Origin of the sequence: Streptomyces sp. NPDC001544, assembly GCF_042894285.1 — a bacterium.
Classification (GTDB): domain Bacteria; phylum Actinomycetota; class Actinomycetes; order Streptomycetales; family Streptomycetaceae; genus Streptomyces.
Genome location: NZ_JBIAVN010000006.1, coordinates 280,877 through 295,671, shown reverse-complemented (window position 1 = coordinate 295,671; position 14,795 = coordinate 280,877). Strand labels below are relative to the sequence as shown.

Here is a 14,795-nt window from a genome sequence, read left to right as displayed (position 1 = left end):
CAAAGGCACCTCCAGTGAACATGCGCACTCACTGGCCGGTCCTGCCCATCGTGGCGGGACTGGCCTCCGGCCTGTTGACCGGCTGCGGCTCGGGGACCGGCGATTCCGGTGGCACCGGCTCCTCCGTGGTGATGGGGATGTCCGACGACGTCCTCGCCACCGACCCCGCCTCCGGCTACGACCCCGGCTCCTGGCTGCTGTTCAACAACGTCTTCCAGTCGCTGCTGAGCTTCCCCAAGGGCGAGACGGAACCCGAGCCGGAGGCGGCCAAGGAGTGCTCCTTCACGGACACCCAGGCCAAGGTGTACAAGTGCACCCTCAAGGACGGCCTGCAGTTCAGCAACGGTGACGCCCTCACCTCCGAGGACGTCAAGTTCTCCTTCGACCGCATGCTGAAGATCAACGACGCGGCCGGTCCCGCGATCATGTTCCCGATGCTCGACAAGGTCGAGACCCCCGACGCCAAGACGGTGGTGTTCCGGCTGAACGCCCCGGACGCCACCTTCCCCAGCAAGATCGCCTCCGGCGCCGGCTCCATCGTCGACCACAGCCAGTACGACGGCGACCAACTGCGGGGGGACCACAAGGCCGTCGGCTCCGGTCCCTACCAACTGGACTCCTTCGACGACGAGCAGGCCGTCTTCTCCGTCAACCCGCACTACAAGGGCACCGCCAAGGTGAAGAACTCCGGCGTGACCCTCAAGTTCTTCCACGGCAAGCAGGCCGACCTGGAGAAGGCCCTCGTCAAGGGCGACGTCGACATCGCCTACCGCGGCCTGACCGCCGGCGCCGTCGCCGGCATCGAGAAGCAGGACGCGAAAAGCGGCATCGAGGTCATCGACGGCACCAGCGCCGAAGTCCAGCACCTCGTCTTCAACATGCACGACCCCGTCGCCGGAAAACTCGGCGTCCGCAAGGCCATCGCCTACCTGATCGACCGCGACGCCCTGATCCGCAACGTCTACCAGGACACCGCGACCCCGCTGTACTCGATCATCCCGGCCGGCATCAACGGCCACAACACGGCGTTCTTCGACACCTACGGCGCCCGCCCCTCCAGGACCAAGGCCGCCGCCGCCCTCCACAGCGACGGCGTCAACGGCAAGGTCAAGCTCACCCTCTGGTCCACCCCCTCCCGCTACGGCCCCGCCACCGACCAGGAACTCAAGGCGATCGCCGCCCAGCTCAACGCCAGCGGCCTGTTCGACGCCGACGTCAAGTCCGTCGCGTACACCCAGTACGAGAAGGACATCGCGGCAGGCAAGTACGGCGTGTACGTCAAGGGCTGGGTGCCCGACTACCCCGACGCCGACAACTTCACGTCCCCCTTCTTCGGCAAGGGCAACGTGCTGAGCAACAACTACAACAACAGCACGATCACCTCCTCCCTCATCCCCAGCACGGCCGCCCAGAGCGACCGCTCCGCCACCACCAAGGACTTCGCCCGCCTCCAGAAGATCGTCGCCGACGAACTGCCCGTCCTGCCCATCTGGCAGGCCAAGCAGTACGCGGTCGTCCGGGACGGCGTCTACGGCCTGGAATACTGCCTCGACGCCTCGACCGTCTTCCGGTTCTGGGAACTCAGCAAGGACGACTGACGGCCCGCCACACACCGAAGGGCGCCCCTTCTCCTCCGGGAAAGGGGCGCCCTTCGCAGTCACACGGCCGCGCTACTGCCCCCCGGGCCGCACCAGCCCGCTCTCGTACGCGTACACCGCCGCCTGCACCCGGTCCCGCAGCCCCAGCTTCGTCAGCACATGCCCCACATGCGTCTTCACCGTCGTCTCGCTCACGAACAGATCAGCGGCGATCTCCGCGTTCGACAGCCCCCGCGCCACCAGCTTCAGCACCTCCACCTCCCGGTCGGTCAGAGTGTGCAGCGTGTCCGGCACCGGCTCGTCCCCCGAAGGCAGATGCGTGGCGTACTTGTCCAGCAGCCGGCGCGTGATGCTCGGCGCGAGCATCGCCTCCCCGGCCGCCACCACCCGAATGGCCTGCACCAGCTCATCGGCCGGCGCGTCCTTGAGCAGAAAGCCGCTCGCCCCGGCGCGCAGCGCCTCCACCACGTACTCGTCCAGGTCGAACGTGGTCAGCACCAGCACCTTCGCCGGGCCGTCCCGACCGGGACCGGTGATCTGCCGGGTCGCCTCCACCCCGTCCATCCGCGGCATGCGAATGTCCATCAGCACCACATCCGGCTGCAGGGCACGCACCTGGTCGAGAGCCTGCAGGCCGTCTCCGGCCTCGCCCACGACCGCGATGTCCTGCTCCGCCTCCAGGATCATCCGGAACCCGGTACGCAGCAGAGGCTGGTCGTCGACCAGTAGGACGCGGATGGCCACGTAAGTCTCCTTCGGCTAGTCCGGCCCCATTCTGCCCTGCGGCACGACAGCGGACTCGGCCACCCTCACCGGCAGCGGATAGGGCGGGGGAGTGCCACCGAACTCCGGACAGTGCGCCTGGTGGTCGCACCAGCCGCACAGCTTCGTAGGACGCGGCCGCCACTCCCCGCTCTCCGTCGCCCGCCGGATCGCCTCCCACAACGCCAGCAGCTTGCGCTCGACCCGCTCCAGATCGGCCAGGACCGGGTCGTACGTCAACACGTCACCACTGCCCAGATACACCAGCTGCAGCCGACGCGGAACCACGTTCTTCAGCCGCCACACGACCAGCGCGTAGAACTTCATCTGGAACAGCGCGCCCTCGGCGTACTCCGGTCTCGGCGCCTTGCCGGTCTTGTAGTCGACGATCCGCACCTCGCCGGTCGGCGCCACGTCCACCCGGTCGATGATCCCCCGCAACCGCAGCCCCGACTCCAGCTCCGCCTCCACGAACAGCTCACGCTCGGCCGGCTCCAGCCGCGTCGGGTCCTCCAGCGTGAACCAACGCTCGACCAGCCGCTCGGCCTCACCCAGCCAGCGGGACAGCCGCTCACCCTCCGGATCGTCCGCGAACAGCTCCACCACCTCGGGCCGGCTCTCCCGCAGCCGGTCCCACTGGCCCGGAACCAGCGCCCTGGCGCGCGGCGCGGTCCGCTCGGCCGCCGGCGCGTCGAAGAGCCGCTCCAGCACCGCGTGCACCAGCGTGCCCCTGGTCGCCGCCTCGCTGGGCCGCTCCGGCAGCCGGTCGATCACCCGGAACCGGTACAGCAGCGGGCACTGCATGAAGTCACCGGCCCGAGAGGGCGACAGCGACGTCGGCGGCACGGCCACCCGCTCATCCCCGGTACCCGCCGCGGTCACCGTGCCCGCCGAAGCCTCCTCCGGCGCGCCCCCCGGCAGCGGATCCGCCTCCGCGTCCACGCCGCCCCCTGCCGTGCCCTCCATGCTGCTGTCCATGACCACAGACCATACGGCCCGGCACTGACAGTCACCCAGCCACCGGCCACGCCTGTGGACAACCGGCGGCCCAACACAGGGGGTGCCGGGGCGGAACGGAGGACGACGGCCGCATACCATCGACCCCGAGACCCTTCCGCCCGGCACCCGGCAGGCGCGGAGGACGCTTCGAACGAGGGGACACCGTGGACGTGAGCGGCGCGAGCGGGCAGCCGCGGTCCGGCGACGACGAGCCGACCCAGCACCCCGCGAGTCCAACGGCCCCGGCCACCGGACACTCCGGGCCCGAGCCCCACGACACCCCCACACCACCGCCCCCCGCCGACGAACCCCACGACACCCCCGGACCGGCACCCGCCGACACACACCCCGAGAACCGCCCCGGCAGCGACGAGGACAGCCCCGCCGACACCCCCGACACCCCGGCCGCCCCGCCGCACCCCGCCCCCCGGCCCACCGGCACCGCCCCCGCCGCCCCCGGACCGGCGAAGAACCGCCCGCCCCGCCGCCGCCGCGAATCCGGCGGCGGCATGCTCATGGGCCGCCCCTTCGGCGTACCCGTGTACGTCGCACCCAGCTGGTTCCTGGTCGCCGCACTGATCACCTGGGTGTTCGGCGGACAACTCGACCGTGTCCTGCCCGAACTCGGCGCCGCCCGCTACCTCGTCGCCCTCTTCTTCGCCGTCGCCTTCTACGCCTCCGTCCTCATCCACGAACTCGCCCACACCGTCGCCGCGCTCCGCTTCGAACTCCCCGTCCGCCGCATCCAGCTCCAGTTCTTCGGCGGCGTCTCCGAGATCGAGAAAGAAGCCGAAACCCCCGGACGGGAATTCGTCCTCGCGTTCGTCGGCCCCCTGCTCTCCCTGGTCCTCGCCGGCCTCTTCTACCTCGCCATGCTGCCCGTCGCACCCGGCACCGTCCCCGGCGTCCTCCTCGCCGGCCTGATGATCTCCAACCTCATCGTCGCCGCCTTCAACCTCCTGCCCGGCCTCCCCCTCGACGGCGGCCGCATGCTCCGCGCCGTCGTCTGGAAAATCAGCGGCAAACCCATGACCGGCACCATCGCCGCCGCCTGGGTCGGCCGCGCCCTCGCCGTCACCGTCCTCATCGGCCTCCCCCTCCTCACCCAGTCCGGCGCACTCGGCACCACCGCCGAGGACAACGTCGGCATGGACACCGTCACCGACGCCCTGCTCGCCGCCATCCTCGCCGCCATCATCTGGACCGGCGCCGGCAACAGCCTCCGCATGGCCCGCCTGCGCGAACACCTCCCCGAACTCCGCGCCCGCACCCTCACCCGCCGCGCCGTCCCCGTCGAGACCCACACCCCCCTCTCCGAAGCCCTGCGCCGCGCCAACGCCGCCGGCGCCCGCGCCCTCGTCGTCGTCGACGCCGACGGCAACCCCCTCTCCCTCGTCCGCGAAGCCGCCATCGTCGGCGTACCCGAACACCGCCGCCCCTGGGTCACCGTCAGCGGCCTCGCCCAGGACCTCACCGACGGCATGCGCGTCTCCGCGGAACTCGCCGGCGAAGACCTCCTCGACGCCCTGCGCGCCACCCCCGCCACCGAATACCTCGTCGTCGAGGACACCGGCGAGATCTACGGCGTCCTGTCCGCCGCCGACGTGGAACGCGCCTTCGTCAAAGCCATGGCCCGCCCCACCCCCTCGTCCCCCTGACCCCCACCCGGATGGTCGGCGACCCCCGCAAACGCCGGTAGGCTGGTCACATGTCCGAACCGACCGGTGCCGCCCGCAGGCGCGGGCCCTTCAAGGTCGGGGACCAGGTACAGCTGACCGACCCCAAGGGCCGCCACTACACGTTCACACTCGAGGCCGGGAAGAACTTCCACACCCACAAGGGCTCCTTCCCGCACGACGAACTGATCGGCGCACCCGAGGGCAGCGTTGTCCGCACCACCGGAAACGTCGCCTACCTCGCGCTGCGCCCCCTGCTCCCCGACTACGTCCTGTCCATGCCCCGCGGGGCAGCCGTCGTCTATCCCAAGGACGCCGGACAGATCCTCGCCTTCGCCGACATCTTCCCCGGCGCCCGCGTCGTCGAAGCCGGCGTCGGCTCCGGCTCGCTCAGCAGCTTCCTGCTGCGCGCCATCGGCGACCACGGCATGCTGCACAGCTACGAACGCCGCGAGGACTTCGCAGAGATCGCCAAGCAGAACGTCGAACGCTACTTCGGCGGCCCCCACCCCGCCTGGCAGCTCACCGTCGGCGACCTCCAGGACAACCTGTCCGACACCGACGTCGACCGCGTCATCCTCGACATGCTCGCCCCCTGGGAATGCCTCGAGGCCGTCTCCAAGGCACTCGTACCCGGCGGCATCCTCTGCTGCTACGTCGCCACCACCACCCAGCTCGCCCGGACCGTGGAATCCATCCGCGAGATCGGCTGCTTCAACGAGCCGACCGCCTGGGAGACCATGATCCGCAACTGGCACATCGAGGGCCTCGCCGTCCGCCCCGACCACCGCATGATCGGGCACACCGGCTTCCTCCTCACCGCCCGCCGCCTCGCCGACGGCGTCGAACCCCCCATGCGCCGCCGCCGCCCCGCCAAGGGCGCCTACGGCGAGGACTACGCCGGCCCCAACGCCGACGGAGGCGCCGGCCGCTGAGCCGACCGCAACGCCGCACGGCCGCCCCCGCGGGGGCACTTGCCGCACTCACCGCACCAACGCACGGGCGCCACCGCGAAGTTCCCCCGAACCACCCGGAACCAAGCCACCGCGCCCGTGCGTTGACGGAGCACCAGGACCCACGCCCACCCGGCCAAGGAACCCTGACCCCGCCGTTCCCCCCGACTGTGACCTGTGGCACCATGCTGGCCACCCACCGGCACAGCCCTCCCAGGAGACGCTCCTAGTGCAGCAATCCGCCGTCCCGGAACTCGCTCACGCCCAGCCCCGCCCCATCCACTGGCTCGCCACCGCCACCGCCACAGCCGTCGCCGCAGTAGTGGCCCTCTCCTCCGCCCTCCAGCCCGGAGCCGCCACCGCCGCCCAGCCGGCCACCGGCGCCACAGTGAAATCCGCCCCGGCCGCCGCCGCACCACCCACCACCACCGGCGTCGCCTTCCCCCTCCACTGCGGACGCGCAAAAGCAGTCGTCGCCGGAAAAGCGACCGGAGACCTCGACGGCGACGGCAAACCCGAAACGGTCGCCGTCGTCCACTGCGACACCGCCATGGGCACCCCGCCCGACGCCGTCTACGTCCTCACCCGCGCCACCGACACCGGCAGACCACGCGTCGTCGCCACCCTCGTCGACCCCAAGGACCGGCTCAACGTCACCGACTTCACCGTCCGCGCCGAAGCCGTCACCGCAACCCTGCTCGGTTACTCCTCGTCCGACGTACCCAGTTGCTGCCCCGACCTCAAGACCCCCGCCAAGTGGCAATGGAAGAACAACGCCTTCATCCGCTCCACCCCCGCCGACGCCCACAGCGTCTGAAACCACCCCACCCCGCCCCGCACATGTGAGAAATCAGACAATGTTCACAGTGCGTGCCCGGGGTATCACTCAGCGTCCGGACCGTAAATCTCCACCTTGTCCAAAACGCGACGCACATGAATGCACTCACCCGGGCACTCCCGCGCCGAGTCCACCACATCCGTCACAAGCGGCAACGGGACAGGCGCCGTAGCCCCCTTGGCCTGCAGCAACTCCTCGTCCGCGCCCTTCACGTAGGCCAGGCCGTCGATGTCCAGCTCGAACACCTCCGGCGCGTACTGGGCACAGATCCCGTCGCCCGTACACAAATCCTGGTCGATCCAGACCTCCAGCGCCTCACTGCCGCTTCGGGCCTCCTGCTGCACGGTCATCCCTCCTGCCGTTTGAACGCGAAGCCGGCGGGAATCCGGCCAGCTCTGACGGGTGTTGAACGCCCCGACCCTACCTCCGTCCGCTTCCCCGACACGTTCGGTGGGTATCCCCCTGATGCGAGGGAGAGCGCAAGGGTGAAGATCGGACACTCCTCGACAGTCTTTGTGATCTAGGGGTTTCAATCGGCACCCACCCAGGTAGGGTCTGGAAGCGTCCAGCTCCCCTTGGAGGAGGTGAGGACCGTGGCAGCCCACGACGACGACATGAACCGCGGCATCCGCCCGGGACGGGGGTCCGACGACCCGGCCGGGCAGATCGCCTATCTTGAGCAGGAGATCGCCGTCCTGCGACGCAAGCTCGCCGACTCTCCGCGACACACGAGAATTCTCGAAGAGCGGATCGTCGAGCTGCAGACCAACCTGGCCGGCGTGTCCGCCCAGAACGAGCGACTCGCCAACACACTCCGCGAGGCCCGCGACCAGATCGTGGCCCTCAAGGAAGAAGTCGACCGGCTCGCCCAGCCGCCGGCCGGCTTCGGTGTCTTCCTGCAGGCCAACGAGGACGGCACCGCCGACATCTTCACCGGAGGCCGCAAACTCCGCGTGAACGTCAGCCCGAGCGTCGAAGTCGACGACCTCAGGCGCGGCCAGGAAGTCATGCTCAACGAAGCGCTCAACGTGGTCGAAGCCATGGAGTTCGAGCGCGTCGGGGACATCGTCACCCTCAAGGAGATCCTCGAGGACGGCGAGCGCGCCCTGGTGCTCGGGCACACCGACGAGGAACGGGTGGTACGGCTCGCCGAGCCGCTGCTGGACGTCACCATCCGCCCCGGCGACGCCCTGCTGCTCGAACCCCGCTCCGGCTACGTGTACGAGATCGTTCCGAAGAGCGAGGTCGAAGAACTCGTCCTCGAAGAGGTCCCCGACATCGGCTACGAGCAGATCGGCGGACTCGGCGGACAGATCGAAGCCATCCGCGACGCCGTAGAGCTCCCGTATCTCTACCCGGACCTGTTCAAGGAGCACGAACTGCGCCCACCCAAGGGCGTCCTCCTCTACGGACCCCCCGGATGCGGCAAGACGCTCATCGCCAAGGCCGTCGCCAATTCGCTGGCCAAGAAGGTCGCCGAAGTCACCGGCCAAGCCGCAGGCAAGAGCTTCTTCCTCAACATCAAGGGCCCCGAGCTCCTGAACAAGTACGTCGGCGAAACCGAACGGCAGATCCGCCTCGTCTTCCAGCGCGCACGGGAAAAGGCCAGCGAAGGCACCCCCGTGATCGTCTTCTTCGACGAGATGGAATCCCTCTTCCGCACCCGGGGCTCCGGCGTCAGCTCGGACGTGGAGAACACCATCGTCCCCCAGCTGCTCGCCGAGATCGACGGCGTGGAAGGCCTGCAGAACGTGGTCGTCATCGGCGCCTCCAACCGCGAGGACATGATCGACCCCGCCATCCTGCGCCCCGGCCGACTCGACGTGAAGATCAAGATCGAGCGCCCGGACGCCGAAGCGGCCAAGGACATCTTCGGGAAGTACCTCACCGAACGCCTCCCGCTCCACGCCGACGACCTCGGCGAACACGGCGGCGACAAGGGCCTCACGGTCCAGAGCATGATCCAGACGGCGGTCGAGCACATGTACGCCGAATCCGAGGAGAACCGCTTCCTGGAAGTCACCTACGCCAACGGTGACAAGGAAGTCCTCTACTTCAAGGACTTCAACTCCGGCGCCATGATCGAAAACATTGTCGGACGCGCCAAGAAAATGGCGATCAAGGAATTTCTCGACAACAACCAGAAGGGACTCCGCGTCTCCCACCTCCTCCAGGCATGCGTGGACGAGTTCAAGGAGAACGAAGACCTCCCGAACACCACCAACCCGGACGACTGGGCCCGAATCTCCGGAAAGAAGGGCGAGCGGATCGTCTACATCCGCACCCTCATCACCGGAAAGCAGGGCGCGGACACCGGACGCTCCATCGACACGGTGGCGAACACCGGTCAGTACCTGTAAAAGCAGGGCGGCTGCGGGTGCCCACCACGGGTACCCGCAGCCGAGTGCTTTCCAGGCACGGCTGGAGCACGCAAATGACGCAAATGATCTCCCCACCAGCGCAAAGGCGTTCTAGGCTCTTTCCTACCGCCGAGTTTCGCGCGATGCGGGGACGGGCACCGCACACGCACCGGAGCGCCAGCGGTATCTGAGCGACGCCCACGACCGAGGGCACCGCCGGGCAAGGAGGGCCGCATGACCGTACGGCGAGTAATGGGCATCGAGACGGAGTACGGGATCTCCGTTCCCGGCCACCCCAACGCCAATGCCATGCTCACCTCATCCCAGATCGTCAACGCCTACGCAGCGGCGATGCACCGGGCCCGCCGGGCCCGCTGGGACTTCGAGGAGGAGAACCCGCTGCGCGACGCACGAGGCTTCGACCTCGCCCGCGAGGCCGCCGACTCCAGCCAGCTCACCGACGAGGACATCGGCCTCGCCAACGTCATCCTCACCAACGGCGCACGCCTCTACGTCGACCACGCACACCCCGAATACAGCGCCCCCGAGGTCACCAACCCCCGCGACGCCGTCCTCTGGGACAAAGCCGGCGAACGCATCATGGCCGAAGCCGCCGAACGCGCCGCCCAGCTCCCCGGAGCCCAGCCCATCCACCTCTACAAGAACAACACCGACAACAAGGGCGCCTCCTACGGCACGCACGAGAACTACCTGATGAAGCGGGAAACCGCCTTCTCCGACATCGTGCGCCACCTCACGCCCTTCTTCGTCTCCCGCCAGGTCTTCGCCGGCGCCGGCCGCGTCGGCATCGGCCAGGACGGCCACGAACACGGCTTCCAGCTCAGCCAGCGGGCCGACTACTTCGAGGTTGAGGTAGGGCTCGAAACCACCCTGAAACGCCCCATCATCAACACCCGGGACGAACCCCACGCGGACGCGGAGAAATACCGCCGCCTCCACGTGATCATCGGCGACGCCAACCTCTCAGAGATCTCCACCTACCTCAAACTGGGCACGACCTCCCTGGTCCTGTCCATGATCGAGGACGGCTTCATCGCCGTGGACCTGGCCGTGGACCAGCCCGTACGCACACTCCACCAGGTCTCCCACGACCCGTCGCTCAAGCGCCTCGTCACCCTCCGCAGCGGCCGCACACTCACCGCCGTCCAACTCCAGATGGAGTACTACGAGCTCTCCCGCAAATACGTCGAGGAACGCTACGGCGCCGACGCCGACGAACAGACCAAGGACATCCTGTCCCGCTGGGAGGACACCCTCAGTCGGCTCGAGAACGACCCCATGAGCCTGGCTGGAGAACTCGACTGGGTCGCCAAGCGGGAACTCATGGAGGGCTACCGCCGCCGCGACAACCTCGACTGGGACGCCGCCCGGCTCCACCTCGTCGACCTCCAGTACGCCGACGTACGCCCCGAGAAGGGCCTGTACAACCGTCTGGCGGCCCGCGGGCGCATGAAGCGCCTCCTGGACGAGGCCGAGGTCGAACGGGCCCGTACGAAGCCACCGGAGGACACCCGCGCCTACTTCCGCGGACGATGCCTGGAGCAGTACGCCGACGACGTCGCCGCGGCCTCCTGGGACTCGGTGATCTTCGACCTCCCGGGCCGGGACTCCCTCCAGCGCGTCCCAACCCTGGAACCACTTCGCGGAACGCGAAATCACGTCAAGGAACTCCTGGACCGCTGCCGCACGGCCGAGGACCTGGTCAGGGTCCTCTCCGGCGGCTGAGCGGGTATTCGAACCGCCTCGGGCGCACGGGGTGCAAACCCCCGGCGCCCGGGAATCATCGAGGTGGCCCCCGCACGTTGTACCAACTGCGGGGCCGATGTCGGACCCGGCTTGTAGGGTCTGATCATCACCGATCGGCAGGAATGCCGACCTGTCGACCATGTCGGGCGAACTGAGCGGGGTGAGGGTTATGGCAACCAAGGACACCGGCGGCGGCCAGCAGAAGGCGACGCGCTCCACGGAAGAGGTCGAGGAGCAGGCGCAGGAGGCGCAGGGCTCGGAGGACCTCAAGGAGCGGCACGAGAAGCTGAGCGACGACGTGGACTCGGTGCTGGACGAGATCGATGACGTACTCGAGGAAAATGCCGAGGATTTCGTTCGCAGCTTCGTGCAGAAAGGTGGCGAGTAAAGGCTCGCGGTCTGCTTTGCCTTCGAAATGAAGGTTGCGGGGGATCTCGGTGGCTGAGGAACCGAACGCCAGGCAGTGCAGGAGTTGCGAGCGGGACTTGCCTCTCGCTGCATTCGCGAGGAACAAGGATCGGCCCGACGGCCTCCAGGTGTGGTGCCGGGAGTGCGTGGCGCAGTACAGCGCTGCGCGCTACCGGCGCCGACGGGAGGCCGAGGGGAAGACAGTCCGCGAGAAGGTGGACGTTCCGGAGGGGCACAAGCTCTGCCGGGCATGCGGCGAGGTCAAGCCGCACAGGGAATGGCATCGCAAGCGCAGTGCACCGGACGGCCTGGCGTCCCGTTGCAAGGCGTGCCGTGCGGTGCTACTGCGGCAGGATCATCTGAAGCGCACGTACGGTCTCACCGAAGCTCAGCGTGACGAGTTGATCGCCGCTCAAGGCGGAGTCTGTTGTATCTGCCTGTCTGCCCCTGCAACGCATGTGGATCACTGCCACAACACGGGTAGGGTCCGTGGCGTACTGTGCTTCAACTGCAACTCCGGCCTCGGGCTGTTGAGGGATGACCCCGACGCCATGTACCGAGCTGCCGATTACCTGGAAGGAAACGCGTGGAAGCCAACACTCGTAGCACCGGGCGTCTACCAGCTGCCTTCCTGACGCCAGGGTCCTCCTCCTTCATGGACTTCCTCTCCGAGCACCAGCCGGAGATGCTCCCGGGCAACCGGCAGCTGCCCCCGACCCAAGGTGTCATCGAGGCCCCGCACGGGACGACCATCGTCGCCGTGACCTTCCCCGGCGGCGTGGTCCTCGCCGGTGACCGCCGGGCCACGATGGGCAATGTCATCGCCCAGCGGGACATCGAGAAGGTGTTCCCGGCGGACGAGTACTCCGCGGTCGGCATCGCCGGCACGGCCGGTCTCGCCGTGGAGATGGTCAAGCTGTTCCAGCTCGAGCTGGAGCACTTCGAGAAGGTCGAGGGCGCGCAGCTGTCCCTGGAGGGCAAGGCGAACCGCCTGTCGACCATGATCCGCTCCAACCTGGGCATGGCCATGCAGGGCCTGGCCGTGGTGCCGCTCTTCGCGGGCTACGACGTGGATCGCGAGAAGGGCCGCATCTTCTCCTACGACGTCACGGGCGGGCGTTCCGAGGAGCACAACTTCGCCGCCACCGGTTCCGGCTCGATCTTCGCGCGCGGTGCGATGAAGAAGCTGTTCCGCGACGATCTGTCCGAGGAGCAGGCCACGACGTTGGTGGTGCAGGCTCTGTACGACGCGGCCGACGACGACTCGGCGACCGGTGGTCCCGATGTCGCCCGCCGGATCTACCCCATCGTCACCGTGATCACCGAGGACGGTTTCCGTCGGCTGACCGACGAGGAGTCCTCCGAGATCGCTCGTTCGGTGCTCCAGCGTCGTCTGGAGGAGCCGGACGGGCCGAAGGCCGCCCTGCTCTGAGGGCGGGCCGGGTTCTTGGTGAAGGTGATCGCAGTGACTTCCACAGAAAGGGACGGATAACCGGTGTCGACGCCGTTCTATGTATCGCCTCAGCAGGCGATGGCCGACCGGGCGGAGTACGCCCGGAAGGGCATCGCCCGTGGTCGCAGCCTTGTGGTGCTTCAGTACGCCGACGGCATCGTGTTCGTCGGTGAGAATCCGTCCCGTGCGCTGCACAAGTTCAGTGAGATCTACGACCGGATCGGTTTCGCGGCCGCCGGTAAGTACAACGAGTACGAGAACCTGCGGATCGGCGGGGTGCGGTATGCCGATCTGCGGGGTTACACCTATGACCGGGACGATGTGACCGCCCGTGGTCTCGCGAACGTCTACGCGCAGACCCTGGGCACGATCTTCTCGAGTGCGGCGGAGAAGCCGTACGAGGTGGAGCTGGTGGTCGCCGAGGTGGGGGAGACCCCGGAGGGTGACCAGATCTACCGGCTGCCGCACGACGGTTCGATCGTGGACGAGCACGGTTCGGTGGCGGTGGGCGGCAACGCCGAGCAGATCAGCAGTTTCCTGGACCAGCGTCACCGGGACGGGATGTCGCTGGCGGAGGCGTTGAAGCTGGCGGTGCAGGCCCTGTCCCGTGACACCAACGGCAGTGAGCGGGAGATTCCCGCGGAGCGGCTGGAGGTGGCGGTGCTGGACCGTACGCGTCCGCAGCAGCGTAAGTTCAAGCGCATCGTGGGTCGTCAGCTGGCGCGTCTGCTGGAGGCGAACGGGGCGAGCACGGAGGCGGAGAGCGCGGAGGAGCCCGACGAGAAGTAGTCCGCCTCGTTCCTGACGTCCTTGCGTTCCTGGTGTGCCCCGGCCGTGCGACGGCCGGGGCACAGGCGTGTCAGGGGGTGCTGGGCGGGGCCGTGGAGCCTCTTACGACCAGGTGGACGGGGATGTCGCCGTGGTCGGGTTCGCGGCCCTCCAGTACGGCGAGGAGGGCTTGCATCCCGCGTTCGCCGAACTGTTCGGCGTCGAGGCGGACGGTGGTGAGTTCGGGGTCGAGGGCGGTGGCGAGGGCGAGGTCGTCGAGGCCGGTGACGGAGATGTCGTCCGGTACGCGCAGGCCGAGGCGGCGCAGGGCCTTGTAGGCGCCGGCGGCGAGTTTGTCGTCGTCGCAGACGAGGGCGGTGGGGTGGGGGCCCGGGCCGGCCAGTGCGGCTTCGGTGGCGGTGAGGGCGCCTTCGATGGAGATGGGGGCGTGGACGGTGCGGATCGAGGTGCCCGGGACGGTGCCGAGGCGTGCCGTCAGTTCATGTGCGCGTATCTCGAAGGTCCAGGAGGCGACGTCGGCGGCGAGGTGGAGGAAGTGCCGGTGGCCCAGGCCGAGCAGGTGTTCGGCCACTTGGCGTACGCCGTCGGCGATGTCGAGGTTGACGGTGGCGGAGCCGGGGCTGCCTTGGGGGTCGCTGTCGAGCATGACGAGGGGGAGTTGGTCGCCGCGGAGGGCGGTGAGTGCGTCGGCGGCCATGGAGGAGGCGATGATGCCGTCGAGGGCGGCCTGGGCGGAGGCGAAGGGGTCGCGGGCGGGGCCGATGCCTTCGGGGGAGGGGTAGAGGACGACGCCGAAGCCGTGCTGGGCGGCGATGCGGGCGGCGCCGGTGTAGACGCCGGCGAAGAATTCGGTGGTGAGGGCGGGGACGACGAGGAGGACGGTGCGGGTGTGGCCGAGGCGGAGGTTGCGGGCGGCGAGGTTGGGGCGGTAGCCGAGGTCGCGTGCGGCTTGTCGTACGCGTTCGGCGGTGGCGGCGGAGACGCGGCCGCGCCATTTGTCGCCGAGGACGAGTGAGACGGCCGCTTGGGAGACTCCGGCGGCTTGGGCGACGTCCCTGCTCGTCGGGCGCGTGCTGCTGCCTGCCACCGTGGGTTGCTCCTTTGTCGCCCGGGTGCGCGCCTGTTTCCGCCTGGACGCGTCACAGCGCACATGGTACGTATGGCAGGTCGGCGTTATACGTAAAACTTGGGA

At 68.6% G+C, this 14,795-nt stretch carries 14 protein-coding genes; 10 read left to right on the top strand and 4 right to left on the bottom strand.

Going from position 1 to position 14,795, the window contains the following annotated elements:
- Positions 1-14 precede the first annotated feature (14 nt).
- Complete coding sequence (locus tag ACFY0F_RS18595; RefSeq protein WP_388794822.1) at positions 15-1,598, top strand: ABC transporter substrate-binding protein; 1,584 nt, start codon at positions 15-17, stop codon at positions 1,596-1,598.
- Between the two features lie 72 nt (positions 1,599-1,670).
- Here ACFY0F_RS18595 and ACFY0F_RS18590 read toward each other — a convergent pair whose 3' ends face one another.
- Both ACFY0F_RS18590 and ACFY0F_RS18585 read right to left on the bottom strand, forming a co-directional pair.
- Complete coding sequence (locus ACFY0F_RS18590) at positions 1,671-2,342, bottom strand: response regulator (RefSeq protein ID WP_388794819.1); 672 nt, start codon at positions 2,340-2,342, stop codon at positions 1,671-1,673.
- A gap of 15 nt (positions 2,343-2,357) precedes the next feature.
- The gene (locus tag ACFY0F_RS18585; protein WP_388794816.1) at positions 2,358-3,338 is read right to left on the bottom strand and encodes a RecB family exonuclease; all 981 of its coding nucleotides are present in this window, start codon (positions 3,336-3,338) and stop codon (positions 2,358-2,360) included.
- Between the two features lie 185 nt (positions 3,339-3,523).
- Here ACFY0F_RS18585 and ACFY0F_RS18580 point away from each other — a divergent pair, with 185 nt between their 5' ends.
- From ACFY0F_RS18580 to ACFY0F_RS18570, 3 genes are all read left to right on the top strand, one after another.
- Entirely contained in the window at positions 3,524-5,017 is a 1,494-nt protein-coding gene (locus tag ACFY0F_RS18580; protein ID WP_388794813.1) for a site-2 protease family protein, read from the top strand.
- 50 nt (positions 5,018-5,067) lie between these two features.
- Positions 5,068-5,970 (top strand): tRNA (adenine-N1)-methyltransferase, encoded by a 903-nt coding sequence (locus ACFY0F_RS18575; protein ID WP_388794810.1) that lies wholly within the window; start codon positions 5,068-5,070, stop codon positions 5,968-5,970.
- Between the two features lie 247 nt (positions 5,971-6,217).
- Positions 6,218-6,805, top strand: a complete 588-nt coding sequence (locus ACFY0F_RS18570; RefSeq protein WP_388794807.1) for a hypothetical protein — start codon at positions 6,218-6,220, stop codon at positions 6,803-6,805.
- A 65-nt stretch (positions 6,806-6,870) separates the two neighbouring features.
- Here ACFY0F_RS18570 and ACFY0F_RS18565 read toward each other — a convergent pair whose 3' ends face one another.
- On the bottom strand, positions 6,871-7,176 hold the full coding sequence (locus ACFY0F_RS18565; RefSeq protein WP_388794804.1) for a ferredoxin: 306 nt from the start codon (positions 7,174-7,176) through the stop codon (positions 6,871-6,873).
- A gap of 243 nt (positions 7,177-7,419) precedes the next feature.
- On the opposite strand from ACFY0F_RS18565, the gene arc reads away from it, so the two are divergent.
- The 6 genes from arc (at position 7,420) to prcA (ending at position 13,603) form a co-directional block, all read left to right on the top strand.
- Complete coding sequence (gene arc, locus ACFY0F_RS18560) at positions 7,420-9,186, top strand: proteasome ATPase (RefSeq protein WP_388794801.1); 1,767 nt, start codon at positions 7,420-7,422, stop codon at positions 9,184-9,186.
- A gap of 234 nt (positions 9,187-9,420) precedes the next feature.
- Positions 9,421-10,932 carry a depupylase/deamidase Dop gene (dop, locus tag ACFY0F_RS18555; RefSeq protein WP_388794798.1) on the top strand — a complete coding sequence of 504 codons (1,512 nt, stop codon included), beginning with the start codon at positions 9,421-9,423 and terminating at the stop codon, positions 10,930-10,932.
- A gap of 190 nt (positions 10,933-11,122) precedes the next feature.
- Positions 11,123-11,341: a ubiquitin-like protein Pup gene (locus ACFY0F_RS18550; RefSeq protein WP_380884004.1), complete on the top strand. Its 219-nt coding sequence runs from the start codon at positions 11,123-11,125 to the stop codon at positions 11,339-11,341.
- Between the two features lie 49 nt (positions 11,342-11,390).
- On the top strand, positions 11,391-11,996 hold the full coding sequence (locus ACFY0F_RS18545) for an endonuclease VII domain-containing protein (RefSeq protein ID WP_388794795.1): 606 nt from the start codon (positions 11,391-11,393) through the stop codon (positions 11,994-11,996).
- Positions 11,948-12,793 (top strand): proteasome subunit beta, encoded by an 846-nt coding sequence (gene prcB, locus ACFY0F_RS18540; protein WP_388794792.1) that lies wholly within the window; start codon positions 11,948-11,950, stop codon positions 12,791-12,793. The genes ACFY0F_RS18545 and prcB overlap by 49 nt, the downstream gene beginning before the upstream one ends.
- A 63-nt stretch (positions 12,794-12,856) precedes the next feature.
- The gene (prcA, locus tag ACFY0F_RS18535; RefSeq protein WP_388794789.1) at positions 12,857-13,603 is read left to right on the top strand and encodes a proteasome subunit alpha; all 747 of its coding nucleotides are present in this window, start codon (positions 12,857-12,859) and stop codon (positions 13,601-13,603) included.
- Positions 13,604-13,673: 70 nt separating this feature from the next.
- Here prcA and ACFY0F_RS18530 read toward each other — a convergent pair whose 3' ends face one another.
- Positions 13,674-14,690: a LacI family DNA-binding transcriptional regulator gene (locus ACFY0F_RS18530; protein WP_388794786.1), complete on the bottom strand. Its 1,017-nt coding sequence runs from the start codon at positions 14,688-14,690 to the stop codon at positions 13,674-13,676.
- Positions 14,691-14,795 lie beyond the last annotated feature (105 nt).